Below are 16988 nucleotides of genomic sequence, written 5' to 3'. Positions count from 1 at the left end.
AAAAGCACCCTTTTTCGGGCGAAAATGGGTGCTTTTGCGTCTGTTCGCGCTAGTGGTGGTGACTGTGGCTGTGCGGTGCCATCGGTCCGGGGTCGACGGGCTGGTGCGCGCCGGCGTTGTATCTGGCGTGTAGCCGACGAACCCAGTCGCACAGGGCGTCCACGGTGGCCTGTTGTTTGCGGGACACCGGCAGCACCGGCGCACCGCTGCGGGCGTTGCGCGCGTCGTTCAGCATCTCCACGACGTCGACATCGACATGCGAAGCCAGATCGATCTTGTTGATCACCAGCAAGTCCGCCCGCGCGATGCCGGGTCCACCTTTGCGCGCCACGTCACCTCCGCCGGCCACGTCGAGAACGAAGATCTGAGCGTCGACGAGGCCGGGTGAGAAGGTGGCGGTGAGGTTGTCGCCGCCGCTCTCGATCAGCACCATGTCGAGCGGGCCGAAGTCGTGCTCGAGATCTTCGACGGCGAGCAGGTTCATGGTGATGTCGTCCCGGATGGCGGTGTGCGGGCAGGCCCCGGTCTCCACCGCGCGGATGCGTTCGGCCGGCAGGATGCCTTGCGCGCGTAGGAAACGCGCGTCCTCGTCGGTGTAGATGTCGTTGGTGACGACCCCGAAACGGTATTCGCTGGACAGGTTTCGGCACAGGGTGGCGATCAGCGAACTCTTGCCGGTTCCGACGGGTCCGGCCACCCCCAACCGCAGCGCTCGTCGTCCGTGCTGCGAAAGATGTTGGTGTTCATGCACTTCTGGGCTCCTGTTCGGTGGTGGGGATACGGCTTTCGGCTTCGGGTGCGGTGCCGCACCACCAAGTTCCGAGTTCGGAGAGCCCTGCGGTCATCGCCTCCCTCAGCTCGAGGTTGTCGTCGGCGAGTGCGGTGATGAGCATCCCCGGACCGGCCAGCGGCAGCGCGGCGGCAGCATCGGTCAGCACAGAGCCTCTGTCTGGCCAGATCCGTTGCGGCTCAACCAGAACGACGGACCCGACCGCTCGATGCGTGGCGGCGACGGCCGCGCTGTTCCAGCCCGGCGCGTCCGGGCCGATGTGCAGGTCCTGCCGATACAGCGGCCGGCCATCGCGCCGGATGCTCAGCCGTTGACCGATGGTGCCGGGTTGTTCACCGTGGCGGCCGAGGATGAGTTCCTCGCGCATCAGCAGTCGAGCGGTGGGCGCGAGTTCGACCCGAATGTCGTTGTGGTGCCTGCAGTTCGCGGCGGCGATCAACGGTTCGGGCAGCCAGACCAGCGTGGCGCCCTCGCCCACCCGGACCCGGGCGGTGGTGCGCGACGGGTGGCCACGCGGTCCGGGCAGCAGCAGGGTGGGAGATATGTCGCACAGCACCAGGGCACTGTCGGCGCCGACCTCGACGTCGAGCGTGAGTTGGTCGCCGCCAACGGGTCCCGCGGCACCGGCCGCCATGCTGACCCGAGCCGGCGCCCGCAGGGCATCGGCCCACGGATCCGGCTCTTTTGGGTTGGTGAGCCGCAGCAGCAGCGGAGCCTGCGAGCGCAACACCGTCACGTGGCTGACGGGCCGGCCGTCGCTTCCGGCCGTGGCCGCGGTGGCCAGCCGTGCGTGCGCACGCATCTCACCGGGTGTGGTTTCAGGAGGCAAACAACCGTGCCTCCTGCCGAGTGTGCTGTTCGGCGGCCACGTCGAGCAACGGCGCCGCATAGGCCGGTAACTCCTCGACGGGGGTTTCGGCGTGCTCGGCCGCGGCGACGGCCAGGACGTCGAGTTCGGGCATCAGGCTCGCCAGCACGGCATGGACTTCGAGTGGGTCGAGGCTGACCAGCCGGACGGCGGCCGTGGCAGGCCCGGCGACGCTCTCGTAGAGCGCGGCCATGGCGGCCTGCCGCGCGTCGAGCTCGAATACCGTTGCGGCAACGCCCAACACGATCGGTTGATGCGGCCGTCGACCCAGACCGTCCAGGCGAGGGTGCGGGCGGATCGTGCCCATCGCGCGCTGCAATTGACGCCCGAGGGTGCGAGAGACCGTCCGCAAGGCCGGAGACGGTGTCCGGGCGTCGAGTTCGACATCCAGGGCAGCCAAGAGCTCTTCGTCGTCCGACGCGGCGGCCCGGCATGCCGCGGCCGCGAACGCGGCGGCGACGGCTCCGGACGTCGCAGCGCGGCCCCGCAGGAAGTCCCGCAGGCTACTCGGGTCGAAGACGCGTCCGGCCCGCACGGTGGCTTCGATCCCGCCGGAGTGCGCGTAACCGCCGGCCGGCAACCGCCCGTCGGAGAGCAGCAACAGCGCAACCGGCATCCCGGGCATGTCAGTACAGGAAGTAGCGCTGGGTCATGGGCAATTCGGTCAGCGGCGGATGATCCGCCGGTTCACCGTCGATCCGCACTTCGAACGTGTCGGGGTTGACCTCGATGCGCGGCAACGCGTCGTTGAGCGGTAGGTCCGCTTTACTCAAATCCCGCATGTTCTTCACCGCCACCAGCGGGCGGTCCACGTTGAGCCGGTCGGCCAGTCCGTCCTCCACGGCCGCGGCTGAGACGAACGCGACGCTGGTGGCTGCCGCCGCCTTGGTGAACGCGTTGTAGCCGAGCCGCGGCAACTCCGGCTGCGGCGTAGGCACCGACGCGCTGGGATCGCCCAGCATCGCCAGCGCCGCCATACCGCCCTTGAAGACCGCGGTGGGTTTGACCCCGAACATGGCCGGTACCCACAACACGAAATCGGCCAGTTTCCCCGGCGCTATGGACCCGATCTCGTCGTCGAGGCCGTGAATCAGCGCCGGACAGATGGTGTACTTGGCGACGTAGCGCCGGACCCGGTCGTTGTCCGCGCGTTCGCCGGAACTGAGCGGGCCACGAAGATTCTTCATGGCGTGGGCGGTCTGCCAGGTGCGTATCACGGTCTCGCCGAGGCGGCCCATGGCCTGTGCGTCCGAGGACATCGCCGAGATGGCGCCCAGGTCTTGCAGGATGTCCTCGGCGGCGATGGTGCCGGCACGCACCCGGCTCTCGGCGAACTGCAACTCCGCGGGGACCTTCGGGTTCAGTTGGTGGGCCACCAGCACCATGTCGAGTTGCTCGTCGACGGTGTTGACGGTGAACGGGCGGGTCGGGGTGGTCGATGCCGGCAACACATTGGGCTCACCGGCGATCCGGATGATGTCGGGCGCGTGACCCCCGCCGGCGCCCTCGGTGTGGTAGCTGTGGAAGCTTCGTCCCGCCACGGTGCGCATCAGGTCCTCGACGAACCCCGCCTCGTTGAGCGTGTCACTGTGAATCGCGACCTGCACCCCCGCCGCATCGGCGACGCGCAGCGCGGTGTCGATCACCGCCGGGGTGGCGCCCCAGTCCTCGTGCACCTTGAACCCCGCCGCGCCGCCGCGCAGCTGCTCCCACAGCGCTTCCTCGGAGATCGTGGTGCCACGGCCCAGGAACAACACGTTGACCGGCCACGGGTCGAACCCCTCCAGCATTCGCGCCAGCCACCAGGCGCCGGGGGTGGCCAGGGTCGCCTTGCCGCCGTCGGTCGGTCCGGTCCCGCCGCCCACCAGTGTGGTGATACCGGCCTGCAGCGCCACCTCGCACATGTCCGGGGACACGAAGTGCACGTGAGTGTCGATCGCACCGGCCGTCATGATCAGCCCGGTGCCGTTCATGATCTCGGTGGACGGGCCGATCACCAGGTCGGGGTGGACGCCGTCCATGATGTCGGGGTTTCCGGACTTGCCGATGGCGGCGAACCGCCCGTCGCGGATCCCGACGTCGGCCTTGACGATGCCCCAGTGGTCCAGCACGACCACGTTGGTGATCACCAGGTCAGGCGTGCCCTGTGCCCGCGGGGTGTGCGATTGGCCCTGGGACTCGCGCCCGGATTTACCGCCGCCGAACACCACCTCGTCGCCCCCGACGCAGCGGTCCTCTTCGATCTCGATGAACAGGTCAGTATCGGCCAGCCGTAACCGGTCACCCGTGGTGGGACCGAGCATCGACACATACAGCTGGCGCTGGATGTCAGCCATCGAGGGGCCCCTTGCACTCGCCGCGGAAACCGGCCGCGATGCGCTGGCCCCCGAACGGAATCAACTCGATCTTCTGGGTGATGCCCGGGTCGAACCGGGTCAACCCGCCGGAGATGATGTTCTGCCGCTTGCCCCAGGCCGCCTGACGGTCGAACTCCAGCGCGGGGTTGGCCTCGGCGAAGTGGAAGTGCGATCCCACCGATATCGGCCGGTCGCCGGTGTTGACCACCTTCACCGTCGTCACCTCGCAGCCGACGTTGATCGCCACCGGGTCGTCGGCGAACAGGATGGCGCCGGGAGCCGACGGCGTCATGCTCGCATCCGGCCCCAGCTGCACCCTGCCGAGCGGCCCCTTGCCCGTCCCCATCGGGAACGTCTCGCCCGATCCGGCGCGCTTGCGACTCAACGGTGGCGCGTGCCGTTGCACCGAACCGACCGCCGTCTCCAGCTTGGGGTTACGCGCCAGCACCCGCTGCCCGACGGCGAAGGCTTTGCTGGCCGCACCCAACAGCCCGGTGGAGTCACCGGCCCGCTGCATCCGGTTGGTGACGGTGTCTTTGATCTTGTCGGTGAGCCGGCTCATGATGCGACCTTCCGAGGTCAGTGAATCGGTTGGGGGACCGTGATCAACTTGGTGCCGTCGGGAAAGGTCGCCTCGATGTCGAGTTCCTGCAGCATCTCGGCGACTCCGTCCATCACGTCTTCGCGTTTCAACACGCTGCGCGCGGCATCCTGCAGGTCCGCTTTGGTGCGGCCGTCCCGAGCGCCCTCGAGCACGAACTGGGTGAGCACCGCGGTGGCTTCCGGGAAATTCAATTTCAGGCCGCGCTCGCGACGCTTGTGCGCCACTTCGGCAGCGGTGTGAATGAGGAGGCGTTCCTTCTCTTTGACCGTCAAGAACATCGGATCCACCCTTGGTCGGCAGCGGTGTCCGAGGCTTACCCGCCGATCCGTCGCCCAAACCCCCAGAAATGCGGCTCGAGTTAGCCGTGTCGGTGCGGTGCGCGCCCCTCGGGGAACTGCACCTGCGCAACATCCGGTGGCGGCGGGACGGGCAGGGTCACGTCGTGGTCACCGAGGGTGAACGGCTCCCCGTGGTGGGTGAGTGAGGCCGGCTCACCCGAGCGCAGCCGGTAGGTGGCGTGCCCAGCGGTCGCCTCCACCGCGATGCAGCGGCCACGCCACAAGATGCGGAACGCCAACCGGCTCAGGGCCGGTGGAAGCCGCGGCGCGAACGCCAATTCTTCCCCGTGCCGGCGCATCCCGCCGAAACCGGCCACACAGGCCAGCCACGCCCCGCCGAGCGCGGCGATGTGCAAGCCGCTCGACACGTTGTCATGCAGATTGTGCAGGTCGATGAACGCCGTCTCGGCCAGATAGTCGAAGGCAAGCTCCAAGTGACCGACTTCGGCGGCCAGTATCGCCTGGGCGCAGGCCGACAGCGACGAATCCCGGACGGTCAACGCCTCGTAGTAGTGGAAGTTGCTTGACTTCTCCGCTGCGGTGAACGCGTCGCCGCGCACGTACATGGCCAGCGTGACGTCGGCCTGCTTGACCACCTGCTTGCGGTACAACTCGAAGTACGGATAGCGCAGTAACAGCGGATAGTCGGCGGGCGGTGTCCCCGCAAAGTCCCAAACCGCTTGGTGGGTGAAGTTTTCGGCTTGCTCGTGCACGCCCAGCTCAGGGTTGTACGGCAGTGTCATGTGGTCGGCGTAGTCCCGCCAGTCGGCGGTCTCGGCGTCGGCAACCTCGAACCGTGCGGCCACATCGGGACGGCGCCGACAAGCCGCGGCGGCATCGCGAAGATTCTGCTGCGCCATCAGATTGGTGAACAGATTGTTGTCGGCCAGCGCGGAGTATTCGCACGGTCCGGTGACACCGTCGATGCGGAACTGGCCGTCTGCGTTGCGGTGGCCCAGGCTCGCCCACAGCCGGGCGGTTTCCACCAGAAGCTCCACACCGCAGTCTTCCTCGAATTCGGTGTCGGCCGTAGCCGCGAGGTATTGCGCTGTGGCATAGGCGATGTCGGCGTTGACGTGCACACCCGCCGTGCCGGCGGGCCAATACGCCGAGCACTCCTCTCCGTCGATGGTCCGCCACGGGAACATCGCCCCGTCCTGACTCAGTTCCCGGGCGCGCCGCTTGGCCTTGGCCAGGGTGGAGTGCCGCCAGCGCAGCGCGTCGGCCGCCGCGTCGGGCATCGTGTGGGTCAGCATGGGCAGCACGAACATCTCCGTGTCCCAGAAAGAGTGCCCGTCGTACCCCGGCCCGGTCAGACCCTTCGCCGGAATCGGCCGGCTCTCACCACGCGCGCCGGCTTGCAGTACCTGGAAGAGTGCGAACCGGATCGCTTGCTGCAGTTCGGGATTCCCGTCGATTTCGATGTCGGCGTGCGACCAGAACGCATCGAGGTAGTCGCGCTGGCGGGCGACCAGGTTGTCCCAGCCCGTCTCTCGGGCTTGGGCCAGCGCGGCGTCCACCTGCGCCCGGAGCGCGGGCACGGAACGACGGCTCGACCATCCGTAGGCGACGAATTTCGTCAACCGCAGCACGTCGCCTTTGGCCACGTCGACGGCGATGGTCAGCCGGGCCAGATCTTGCTCCGCGCGGATGCTGCAGTCGGCGCCGGACCTCGTGGCGAGTTCGTGGTCCATCCCCGCGGCCACCCCGAGCCCAGAGCGCCTGGTGTGGTGCACCAGGACCGCCGAAAGGTCTTGTGCCGTCGCGAAATCGGCGACCAGCGGATTGTCCAGCGCCGCGGCCAGGCGCGGGTCCCGGCCGCCGGTGGGCACCGTCTCGTTGGCCAGCAGGTCGGACTGCACGACCAGGTCCAGGTCGGCGTCCAGCGGCTCCACCTCGTACCGGATGGCGGCGACGGCGCGCTGGGTGAACGACACCAGACGCTCGGAGCGGATCCGCACCGAGCGTCCCGTCGGAGACGTCCAGACCGTATTGCGCCGCAGGGTTCCGGTGCGGAAGTCCAGGACATGCTCGTGCTCGACTGCCCGGCTGTACCGCATGTCCATCGGTGAGTCCTGGACGAACAACCTGATGATCTTCCCGTCGGTCACGTTGACCACGGTCTGCCCGTCCTCGGGATACCCGTATCCGCCTTCGGGATAAGGCAATTCACGCTTCTCGTAGAACCCGTTCAGATAGGTTCCCGGTGTACCGACCGGCTCTCCCTCATCCAGGGTGGCACGCAGGCCTATGTTGCCGTTGGACAGCGCAAAGATGGACTCGGTGTCGGCCAGACGCTCCAAATCCAGTCCGCACCAACGCAATTCCCACGGAGCGACGTGAAATCCGTGTTCTTCCGAATTCTGGCTCACCACAACGATCTTATGCGACGTAGGCCAGCGTGGCCGCGATGGCCGCTTCGGTGCCGGTGCGCAGCGTCGGTTGCAGCGCCGGCGCGAAGCGCGGATTGTGATTGCCCACGATCGTCATTCCGGGCAGGAATCCACCGTTGCCCCAGAACGTATAGGGCACGCCGAACGCATCCGGGATGCGACTGAAATCCTCTGAGGCGGGGACGGGTTGGAGCTCGTGCACCCGGTCGGACCCGAACGCCTGGGTGAAGGCGTTGGTCACCGTCTCGGTGACCTTCGGGTCGTTCACCGTCGGCGGGAAGGTGGCCAGCGTTTCGAATACCGGTTCGGTCGGCGAGCCGGAGGCCTGGCACTCGCCGCGGACGATGCGCTCGATGGCCGCCATGATCTTGGTTCGCACCGCGTTGTCGTAGGCGCGGACATTGAGCAACAGTTCGGCACGGTCGCTGATGACGTTGGGCGAGTCGCCGACCTTGACCGAGCCGACGGTGACGACACCGAACTCGCTCGGTGCGATCTCCCGCGACACGATGCCTTGCAACCTCAACACGATCGCCGAGGCCAGCACCGCCGGATCGACCCCCAGTTCCGGCATCGACCCGTGCGATCCCTCACCGAAGACGGTCACCTTGAGGCTCTCCCCGGCCGACAGGGCGATGCCGGAGCGGGTGGCGACGTGTCCCGCTTCGGGCGCGGTCAGCACGTGCTGGGCCAGGCAGACGTCGGGCCGGACCGCGTCGAGCTTGTCCACCAGGCCGTCGTCGACCATCGCCTGGGCGCCTTTGCCGGCCTCTTCTCCGGGCTGGAACAGCGCCAGGTAGGTGCCGGACCATTCGCGATTGTTTCTGACCAGCAGGGCCGCCGCGCCGAGCGCCGACGCCACGTGCGCGTCGTGGCCGCAGGCGTGCATTTTTCCCGGCTCCAGCGATGCGTAGTCCAGCCCCGTCGCTTCCGTGACGGGCAGCGCATCCATGTCGGCGCGGAACAACACGCGTCGGCCTGTGCCGTTGCGGATGACGCCGACGACACCCCCGCCGATCTGCAGGACGTCGTCGACGCCGATCTCGTGCAGTTTGCCGGTGACCTTTGCCGCGGTCCTGGCCTCTTGACCCCAGAGATCGGGATGGCGGTGCAGGTCCTGGTAGAACTCCTCCTGCCAGCCCTGGACCTCGGTGATCCCGTTCGTCGCGGCGCCGAGCTTGGCCGGGGACAGCGACGGCTGCCCGGTCGGCGCACCGCCCCGTCCCGGACTGCTGCCCGGGTCGCCGGGCCGCGTTCCGCAGCCGGGCAGCACCGTGGCCGCGGTGAGCAGGCCCGCACCGCCGAGCACCCGGCGCCGCGACCACCCGGACATGCCGGCTCCCCCGTCGCGTGCTCTGGGTCTCAGCGGCCGGCGTTGCCCGGCACCGCAGGCACGCTCTGGACGTAGCGCGCCGCCTCGGCGGCGTGGTTCCCGGTCACGCACACGTCGTAGCGCTGCGCTTCCAACGTCTGAATGCTGGAGAAGTCGCGTCGGCCCCGCGTCGACCAGTGCGCCACGAATCCGAACACCGCACCCCAGAATGCGCCGATGATCATCGCGGTCAGCAACACCCAGAGCCACAGCGGCCCGACCGTGAAGATCGCGAAAAGCAGACCGATCAGCACCCCGAACCAGGCCCCGCTGCCCGCGCCATAGAGTGCGGCTTTGCCCTTGGTCATCCGCCCGGTCACGTGTTCGACGGTGCGGACGCCGTCGCCGATGATGCGCACGTACTGCACCGGGAATCCGCCGTCGGACATCCGGTCCACCAGTAGCTGGGCATCGATGTAGTTCTCGAATGTCGCGATCACCTGACGCCCGCCGGACGGGTCGCCCGACGTTTGCTCATCGCTCACATGGGTGGGATTGGCCATCTTTGTCTCCCGCGTCGAATCTGGATTCATTCATGTGGTCGCAGGGACGTATTGACCGAATCGGGTCTGCCAAACTCCTGCCCCGCATGCCCGGCGGGGGTCACTGGTGGCCGAGAGCGGGTACAGGAGGCGAGGAAGTTCGATCGGAAAAGGGCAATGGATATCAAATGAATGTCCCGGACTGGGTGTGGGCCCTGACCGTCGTCGCTATCGCGGGTCTGCTGGCTTTCGACTTCGTCTTCCACGTCCGCAAAGCGCATGTCCCGATGCTGCGGGAGGCCGCGATCTGGTCGGCCGCCTACGTCGGCATCGCCTTGCTGTTCGGGGTCGGGGTGCTGATGTTCGGCGGTAGCCGGCCCGGCTCGGAGTACTTCGCAGGTTATCTGACCGAGAAGGCGTTGTCCGTGGACAACCTCTTCGTCTTCCTGGTGATCATCGCCAGCTTCCGCGTCCCCCGGGAAGACCAGCAGAAAGTGCTGCTCTTCGGGATCGTCTTCGCGCTCATCGCTCGTACCGGCTTCATCTTCGTCGGTGCCGCGCTGATCAACGCGTTCGCGTGGGTCTTCTACCTGTTCGGGTTGATCCTGTTGCTCACCGCCGGCGGGGTGCTGAGGTCGGACGACGACGACGATTCCCGCCGGGCCGACAACTTCGTGGTGCGGTTGGCCAAGAAGGTGATGCACACCACCGAGCACTACGACGGCGACAGATTGTTCACCGTGGTTGACGGCAAGCGCGCGATGACCCCGATGTTGCTGGTCATGGTGGCCATCGGCGGCACCGACATCCTCTTCGCGCTCGACTCGATCCCCGCCATCTTCGGCCTCACCCAGGACGTGTACATCGTATTCACCGCCACGGCGTTTTCGCTGCTCGGCCTGCGTCAGTTGTACTTCCTGCTCGACGGTCTGCTGGACCGGCTGGTCTACCTCTCCTACGGGCTGGCGGCGATCCTCGGCTTCATCGGGGTCAAACTGATCCTGCACGCCCTGCACGAAAACAATGTCCCGTTCGTCAACGACGGCGAGCCGGTGCCGGTCGTGGAATTCAGCACCTCCACCTCGCTGACGGTGATCATCGGTGTTCTAATCGTCACCGTGGTGGCCTCGTTGCTCAGCCGCGACGGTAAGGCGACGACCGCGATCGCCAACGCCCGGCGGCACGCCACGGCCTATCTCGATTCCGAATACACCCACGATCCCGCCGAACGCGAACGGATCTTCGGCAAGTTGCTCGGCGAGCGCGATCAGATCCTGGCACTCGGACCGAAGTACCGCGAACAGGTCCGCGGCGAGCCGGCGCTGATCGAGCTGCTGGACCGGGCCGCGGCTCGACACGACGAGGCCGTCGAACGCGGCGAAGCCCAGCAGTTCACCCGCAAAGGCTTGACCTGATGAAGGCAGCCGACCTTGCTTGATTCGTTGCTCGAGGCGCTCGGTCACTCCTGGTGGGCCTATCCCCTGATTTTCGGCTTCTGCACGTTCGACGCGGTACTGCCGATCCTGCCGAGCGAGACCGTGCTGCTCACCGGCGGGATCCTGGCCGCGGACGGGTCGATGATGCTGGGCTGGGTGATCGTGATGGCGGCCCTGGGCGGCTTTGCCGGCGACAACATCGCCTACTGGATCGGTCACTCCGCCGAGGATCGGGCCCGCCGCTGGCTCGCCGGCGGCGAGCGGGGACGGCGCCGCCTGGACTGGGCGCACCGCGAACTGGAGCGGCACGGCGGACCGCTGGTGATCGCCGCGCGGTTCATCCCCGGCGGCCGCACCGCGACCACCGTCGCCTGCGGGGTGCTGGGTTTCCCTTATCGACAGTTCCTGGTGTTCGACGCGATCGGCTCGGTGCTGTGGGCGACGGTGAACACGATGATCGGTTTCGCCGGCGGGCACGCATTCGACGACCGACCGCTGTTGGCGTTCGCGATGTCGTTCGCCGTGGCGCTGGCCGTGGCGGGGCTGGCCGAGCTGCTCAGATGGTTGCACCAACGCCATTCGCGCCGCGAGCAGCAGGTGCCCGGCGCCGACGGCCGTGTCGGCTCCTAGCCTCGCGTCCCGATCACTCGTCTGCTGCCGGGTCGTCGTGCGCGCCGCGGGCGTCGTCATTTCTGCGGCGCACCGTCTTGGCGATGGCGTGGCCGGATGACGGCGAGCTCAACACCATGAAGGCGATGCCCAGCACCGCGAAGGTGATGATGGTGGCGTTCTCGGTGCCGATGGAAGACGCCAGTACGGCGATCACCCCGGGACCGGTGGCCAGTCCCTGTGCGTGCAGCTGACTGTTCGTGTCGGGCAGGCGCAGCACGCCGATGACGCTGATGGTGAGCAGCACCAGCCCGGTGATCAGCAACACCACGCCCAGGACGTCCAACACCACAGAGATCACTCGAACGGCCCTCCCGAACCCAGGTAGCGGGCCGCCGCGACGGTCGCGACGAAGGACAGCAGCGCCAGCGCCACCGCCGCGTCCAGGTAAAAGGGCTGGTGGTGGTAGTAGCACAGCAACGCGAGCAGCGACACCACCAGCGCGGCCAGCAGATCCAGCGCCAGGACCCGCTGGACCACGTCGCGGGCCCGCAGCAGCACCAGTCCACCGGCCACGAGCAGCAGGGTGTTCCATGCCAGCGCGACGATCAACAGCAATTTCATCATGGCGGTTACGGGAACACGCGGCGCTGAGCGCGCCGGTAGGAGTCGAGTTGGGTGCCTCGGACGGCGTCCGGGTCGCTTGCGTCCAGGACATGCAGCAGCAATTCACCTTTCCGCGCGTCGACGTCGACGACGACGCTGTCCGGCGCCAACCCGACCCGGATCGCCCAGACCGCAGCCGAGCTCGCGGTGGTCGGTTCGATCGGTATGGACACCACGCCGGGCGCCATCGACCGCAGTCCCAGGCAACATCCGGCCACCTGCCAACTGCCGCGGCACATGTCGATCAGTGTGAAGAAGATGAGTGCGGGCAGTCCGGCGAGGCGGCCCAGGGCTGAGGTGCCCGGTGGCGGTTCGGGGTGAGTTTCGCCGCGCCGGAAGGCGGCACTGAGTCCGACGATCAGTGCCGAGAACACCAGCGCGACGATGACGTCGGCCGGTTTGAGGCTGGTCAGTGCCAGCAGGTAGACGGTGGTCAACGTCGCCACCCGGCCCAAGACCGCAATCATCTACAACCTCCCGGTGAGCACGTTGGCGGCGTCCTGGCTGAGCACCAGTAAAGGCTCAGCCCACAACCCGATGGACAGGACCAGCGCCGCGAACACGGTCACGATTACCCGCGGCGCCAGCGGGCTGACTTCGGGGCTCTCGACGTCGACGGTTTCCGGAGCGCACCAGAACTTGCGCTGATAGATCTGGAACATGTAGATCAGCGACAACACGCTGCCGACCACCAACACCACCACCAGCGCGGGGTTGTGCACCGCGATCGCGGCCCGGAACAGCTCCAGCTTGCCGATGAAGCCGGCCGCCGGGGGCACGCCGGCGACGCTGAACGCACCGATCGCGAAGGCGGCTGCCACCAGGGGTCCGCGTAGCTCCGCCGCCAGGAACAGCAGACCTTTGTTCAGCGCGTTGACAACGCTGTACACCACGGCCGCGGACAGTCCGATCGGACCCCCGACACTCAGCGCGACGAGCACGTACCCCACCTGCCCGATGGCCGAGTACGCCAGCGTCTCGGCGTCGTCGCCGCGGGATACCGCGAGCACACCGCCGTACAGGATCGAGGCGACGCCGAGCAGCACCAGCGCGGTCGCGGCGAACCGTAGCTCGTCGGCGAACAATCCGGCGCCGAATCGCAGCAGGCCATAGCTGCCGATGTTGGCCACCGCGCCACTGAGGATGGCGGCGACGACGGGACGGGTGCCGGCATAGACCGTCGGCAGCCAGAAATGGAACGGGAACAGGCCGAGTTTGACGCTGAACGCGACGAAGAACCCGACTGCGACCAGCATCGCGGCGTTGGCCCCGACCGCGTGGATCCGCGCGGCGACATCGGCCATGGCCAGCGCGCCGGTGATCCGGTAGGTGCCGGCCACCGACACCAAGAACACGAATGAGCCCAGCAGGTTGACGGAGGCGAAGATCAGCGCCGCCCGCAGCTGTCGCGGACGTTGACCGTAGGTGGTCAGCGCGTAGGACGCCGTCATCGCGATCTCGAAGAAAACGTAGAAGTTGAACACGTCCGCGGTGAGAAACAGCCCGTTCAACCCGGCGGTGAGCAGCACCACCAGGCCGGGGAACATGCGCGTCCGCACTCCCTTGACGGCTTCGTTGGTCATCGCCGCGAGCAGCACCACGATCGACGCCAGCGCGAAGACGACGCCCAGCGCATCGGCGCGCAGCACGATGCCGATGCCGGCCGGCCACCCTCCGGTGACCACTTGCTGGGGACCCCGGGACACCACTTGCGCGGTGAGGACGGCGACCGCCGCCAACGACGCGCCCAGCACCGCCACGCTCGACCAGGCAACGAGGGGACGTCGACCGTCGAGCGCGATCAGCAGCGCGCCGGCCGCCCACGGGATCAGCAGCGCCAGAGACAAGGCCATCACGAGGCCATCACGTCATCTCGTTTCGATCCAGCTGCTCGTCACGCCGCAGGCTTTGCTCGTGTTCGGTCTCCTGGGCCGCGAGCTCGCTGCGCTGCGCGGTGCCGAAGACCTCCACGACGCGGTGCACCAACGCCAGCAGCAGCGCCAGCGTGGCCAGGCCGATGACCAGTGCGGTCAGCACCAGCGCCTGGGGCACCGGGTCACTGACCGGCCCGCCGGATCCCGGCCCGATCGGTGCCCGTCCCCGCGACATGCTGGATCCGATCAGCGCGACGACGGCGCACTGCGAGATCAGGGCGACGCCCACCGCGATGCGGATCAGGTCGTGCTGCAGCAGCAGATAGGCGCCCGCGCCGAACAACACTGCGGCGGTGACCGCAAACGCCAGGTTCACGCGGTTTCCCCGTTCTCGGTGCGCCCCTCGGGGGCGTCGTCGATCTGGTTCTCCGGGTCGGCGAGTTGATGCAGCAACATCGTCAGCACGCCGATGACCAGCAGAAATATCCCCACGTCGAACAGCAGCGGGGTGAACAATTCGAGCGAGCCGAAGTGCACCACGGGCTCACCCGGCGGAGGTAGGTGGCTGAACAGCGGTTTGCCATACAGCAACGGAAAGAAACCGACGGCCAGCGACAACAACAGACCACCGACGGCCAGCCACGGCGAGTACCGCAGAATCGGCAAGGTCCGCTCGGCGGCCCGCGCGCCCAGACTGATGTAGCGCAGCGCGAGCTCGAGCGCGACGACGACGCCGGCGCCGAATCCGTCGCCGGTGTCCCGATATCCCTTGACGATCAACGCGCCGGCCACCATCAGGCTCGGCCCCAGCAGCACGCCCGACACGACCCGCAACACCAGGTCCCGTCGCATCACCACAGCTTGCCCCTGCGTAGCAGCGCGGCCACGCCGACGACGGCGACCAGCAGCACGGTGATTTCGGCCAGCGTGTCCAGGCCGCGGAAGTCGGTGATGATCACCGTCACAGCGTCCTGGCCGTGGGCACTGGGCGTTCGACGCAGGTATTCCTCGGACACGCTCGGTGCCGCGCTGGGCGCGGACAGGAAACCCCAGATGGTGACGAACGCCGCCAGGCCGGCCAGGCCACCGGCGGCCACGTTGCGCTGGCGTCGCCGGGTCTCGCCCGCGTGCTGACCACCTGCGCGCACTTCGAGTTCCTCGGCAGTCCCCGAGCGCGGCAACCGTGCCAGGGCGCCGATGAAGACGAGGGTGATCATCGTCTCGACCACCACGGCCACCAAGGCGATATCGGGCGCGCCGAACAGCGCGTACACCGCGGCCAGCCCGAAACCGACCACCGACAGCGCCAACACCATGCCGACCCGGGCCGAGGCCCGTGCGACAGCCAGCGTCGCGATGATGACCAGAGCCAGCAGCGGCAGGATCAGCCAGTCCACGTCGCCGACCCGGCCGATGTCGTAGGCACCCTTGATCGGGGTGACGGCGAAGGCGATCCCAGTCAAGACCCCCGCCGGCACGAGCACCGCCGCGACGCTGGTACGCAGGTCACGAACTTCCAGGCTGTGTATCGCCGAGGAAAGCCGGGACAAGGCGCGCAGGCTGCGGGTGTAGATCCGCAGCGGCCCGAGGCGCCCGCCCACCCGCGTCCACGTGCGGGCCAGCGCCTCCCGGAGGCGCGGCAGCGCCAGCAGGCCCGCAGCCAGCGTCCAGGCGCTCAGCGCCATCAGGTTTCCCGGACGGGCGTCGAAGTGGTAGCCCGGCGCCAGACTCACTTTCGTCGCGCTGGTCACGCTTGCCGCGTCGGCCGCGAGACCACTGAACAGCCCCGGGATCAGGCCCGCGGCGATGCCGACTCCGGCCAGCACCACGATCGGCCAGGTCAGGGTGTGTGGAGTCGGACGGGTCTGCGCACGCGTCGTCCCCAGGAACAGCAGCACCCAGAAACGTCCGATATAGGCCAGCGTCAGGGCGGCGGCCAGCACCGCGCACCCGGTCAGCACCCGTCCGGCACCCGCGGCCGCCTCGAAGTACAGCTCGTCTTTGAAGAATCCGGCGGTCAGCGGCAGTCCGGCCAGGTTGGCCGCGGCCAGCGCGGCAGCCACTGCCAGCACCGGCCTGCGTCGGCCCAGCCCACCGAGGCGGGACAACCTGTCCTCCCCGGTCACCATCGTCGCCGCGCCCGCGGTCATGAACAGCGCGCTCTTGGCCACACCGTGCGCCAGCACGTAGAACGCCGCGGCGCCCGCCGCTGCCCCGCCACCGATGCCGTACAGCATCACCACGTAGCCGTACTGGGAGATCGTCGAGTAGGCCAGCACCTGTTTGAGCACGTCCTGGCCCAGTGCGCCGATCCCGCCGATGACGATGGACGCGATTCCGACGACGAGCACGGCATCGAGCACGGGCCGGCTGTGGGCCAGCAGCGGGTGCACCCGGCCCAGCACCAGCACACCGGCAGCGACCATGGCCGCCGAATGCAGGTACGCCGAGACCGGCGTCGGCGCGGCCATCGCCTTGGGCAGCCAGAAATGCAGCGGCACCTGCGCGCTCTTGGCCAGCGCCGCCACCGCGAGCAGCGCCGCGGCAGCCGTCGTCGTCGGTCCCGAGTCGATCCGTTCGAGCAACTCAGGCAGCGAGAACGTCTGGTAGCGCGCGTACAGCAGCACGGCGGCGATCAGCAGGGCCACCGCGCTGGCCACGGTCACCAGCAGCGCCATCAGCGCCGCCCGGCGGGCGGTCTGCTCGTCTTTGTCGAAACCGATCAGGAAGTAGGAGCAGACGGCGGTGATGTCGAAGAACACGAACAGCAGCACCAGGTCCTGCGCCGTCGCGACCCCCACCATCGACACCGCGAAGAGCACCATCCAGGGCCAGAACCGCCACCGCTCCCGCGCCGGACGGTGATGATGTTCCAGGTGCAGGGACAGGTAGCCGGTGCCGTAGCAGAACACCAGGGCGCCGACCCCGCAGGCCAGCAGCGAGTACAGCGCGGCCAGGCCGTCGTAGGAGAAGCTCAGCTGCATGTGCAGGCTGGGCACCCAGGGCAGGGTGACCGACCCCCCGCCGGCGAGCCATGCCGCCAGACACACGCCGAAGCCGACCAGCGCAAACGCGGCCGACGCCCAGCCCTGCCAATCCGTCCGCAACGGTCGGCACGACTCGACGCCGAGCGCTTCGACGTTGGGGGATTCGGCCACTAAGACTCCTCATCGGCGTGCTGTGTCCGCACACCAACGTA

18 protein-coding genes are annotated in these 16988 nt (G+C 68.0%); 2 read left to right on the top strand and 16 right to left on the bottom strand.

Going from position 1 to position 16988, the window contains the following annotated elements; all coding sequences use genetic code 11:
- Positions 1 to 49: 49 nt before the first annotated feature.
- The 9 genes from ureG to AC5Y4D_RS23480 all read right to left on the bottom strand — a co-directional run bounded on the left by ureG (position 50) and on the right by AC5Y4D_RS23480 (position 9225).
- The gene (ureG, locus tag AC5Y4D_RS23520) at positions 50 to 751 is read right to left on the bottom strand and encodes an urease accessory protein UreG (protein ID WP_500038346.1); all 702 of its coding nucleotides are present in this window, start codon (positions 749 to 751) and stop codon (positions 50 to 52) included.
- Positions 744 to 1592, bottom strand: a complete 849-nt coding sequence (locus AC5Y4D_RS23515; RefSeq protein ID WP_500038345.1) for an urease accessory protein UreD — start codon at positions 1590 to 1592, stop codon at positions 744 to 746. Before AC5Y4D_RS23515 ends, ureG begins: the two co-directional genes overlap by 8 nt.
- Before the next feature lie 16 nt (positions 1593 to 1608).
- Positions 1609 to 2283, bottom strand: coding sequence for an urease accessory protein UreF (locus tag AC5Y4D_RS23510; RefSeq protein ID WP_500038344.1), 675 nt, complete (start codon positions 2281 to 2283; stop codon positions 1609 to 1611).
- A 1-nt stretch (position 2284) separates the two neighbouring features.
- Positions 2285 to 3994: an urease subunit alpha gene (locus tag AC5Y4D_RS23505; RefSeq protein ID WP_499993127.1), complete on the bottom strand. Its 1710-nt coding sequence runs from the start codon at positions 3992 to 3994 to the stop codon at positions 2285 to 2287.
- Positions 3987 to 4577, bottom strand: a complete 591-nt coding sequence (ureB, locus tag AC5Y4D_RS23500; RefSeq protein ID WP_499943381.1) for an urease subunit beta — start codon at positions 4575 to 4577, stop codon at positions 3987 to 3989. Before ureB ends, AC5Y4D_RS23505 begins: the two co-directional genes overlap by 8 nt.
- A 17-nt stretch (positions 4578 to 4594) precedes the next feature.
- Positions 4595 to 4897 (bottom strand): urease subunit gamma, encoded by a 303-nt coding sequence (locus AC5Y4D_RS23495; RefSeq protein WP_500038343.1) that lies wholly within the window; start codon positions 4895 to 4897, stop codon positions 4595 to 4597.
- A gap of 80 nt (positions 4898 to 4977) precedes the next feature.
- A complete protein-coding gene (locus tag AC5Y4D_RS23490; RefSeq protein ID WP_500038342.1) occupies positions 4978 to 7329 on the bottom strand; it encodes a glycoside hydrolase family 65 protein in 2352 nt (783 codons plus the stop codon).
- Between the two features lie 10 nt (positions 7330 to 7339).
- Positions 7340 to 8683: an amidohydrolase gene (locus tag AC5Y4D_RS23485; RefSeq protein WP_500038341.1), complete on the bottom strand. Its 1344-nt coding sequence runs from the start codon at positions 8681 to 8683 to the stop codon at positions 7340 to 7342.
- A gap of 29 nt (positions 8684 to 8712) precedes the next feature.
- Positions 8713 to 9225 (bottom strand): YflT domain-containing protein, encoded by a 513-nt coding sequence (locus AC5Y4D_RS23480; RefSeq protein WP_499943376.1) that lies wholly within the window; start codon positions 9223 to 9225, stop codon positions 8713 to 8715.
- A gap of 167 nt (positions 9226 to 9392) precedes the next feature.
- On the opposite strand from AC5Y4D_RS23480, the gene AC5Y4D_RS23475 reads away from it, so the two are divergent.
- A complete protein-coding gene (locus AC5Y4D_RS23475) occupies positions 9393 to 10619 on the top strand; it encodes a TerC family protein (protein WP_500038340.1) in 1227 nt (408 codons plus the stop codon).
- A 15-nt stretch (positions 10620 to 10634) separates the two neighbouring features.
- Entirely contained in the window at positions 10635 to 11270 is a 636-nt protein-coding gene (locus AC5Y4D_RS23470) for a DedA family protein (protein ID WP_499993121.1), read from the top strand.
- 13 nt (positions 11271 to 11283) lie between these two features.
- Here AC5Y4D_RS23470 and AC5Y4D_RS23465 read toward each other — a convergent pair whose 3' ends face one another.
- Genes AC5Y4D_RS23465 through mbhE form a run of 7 tightly spaced genes read right to left on the bottom strand, consistent with a single transcriptional unit; the run spans position 11284 to position 16947 of the window.
- Positions 11284 to 11610, bottom strand: coding sequence for a cation:proton antiporter (locus tag AC5Y4D_RS23465; RefSeq protein WP_499943374.1), 327 nt, complete (start codon positions 11608 to 11610; stop codon positions 11284 to 11286).
- Positions 11607 to 11876 (bottom strand): monovalent cation/H+ antiporter complex subunit F, encoded by a 270-nt coding sequence (locus AC5Y4D_RS23460; RefSeq protein ID WP_499943373.1) that lies wholly within the window; start codon positions 11874 to 11876, stop codon positions 11607 to 11609. Before AC5Y4D_RS23460 ends, AC5Y4D_RS23465 begins: the two co-directional genes overlap by 4 nt.
- Positions 11877 to 11881: 5 nt before the next feature.
- A complete protein-coding gene (locus AC5Y4D_RS23455) occupies positions 11882 to 12382 on the bottom strand; it encodes a Na+/H+ antiporter subunit E (protein WP_500038339.1) in 501 nt (166 codons plus the stop codon).
- A complete protein-coding gene (locus AC5Y4D_RS23450) occupies positions 12383 to 13768 on the bottom strand; it encodes a complex I subunit 5 family protein (RefSeq protein ID WP_500038338.1) in 1386 nt (461 codons plus the stop codon).
- Between the two features lie 10 nt (positions 13769 to 13778).
- Positions 13779 to 14165: a sodium:proton antiporter gene (locus AC5Y4D_RS23445; RefSeq protein ID WP_499943370.1), complete on the bottom strand. Its 387-nt coding sequence runs from the start codon at positions 14163 to 14165 to the stop codon at positions 13779 to 13781.
- Complete coding sequence (locus AC5Y4D_RS23440) at positions 14162 to 14641, bottom strand: MnhB domain-containing protein (protein ID WP_500038337.1); 480 nt, start codon at positions 14639 to 14641, stop codon at positions 14162 to 14164. Before AC5Y4D_RS23440 ends, AC5Y4D_RS23445 begins: the two co-directional genes overlap by 4 nt.
- A complete protein-coding gene (mbhE, locus tag AC5Y4D_RS23435; RefSeq protein ID WP_500038336.1) occupies positions 14641 to 16947 on the bottom strand; it encodes a hydrogen gas-evolving membrane-bound hydrogenase subunit E in 2307 nt (768 codons plus the stop codon). Before mbhE ends, AC5Y4D_RS23440 begins: the two co-directional genes overlap by 1 nt.
- Between the last annotated feature and the right edge of the window lie 41 nt (positions 16948 to 16988).

Source organism: Mycobacterium sp. NGS67, from assembly GCF_059812185.1.
Note: the sequence above shows the minus strand (reverse complement) of the source record. Positions and strands in the feature narration are given on the sequence as shown.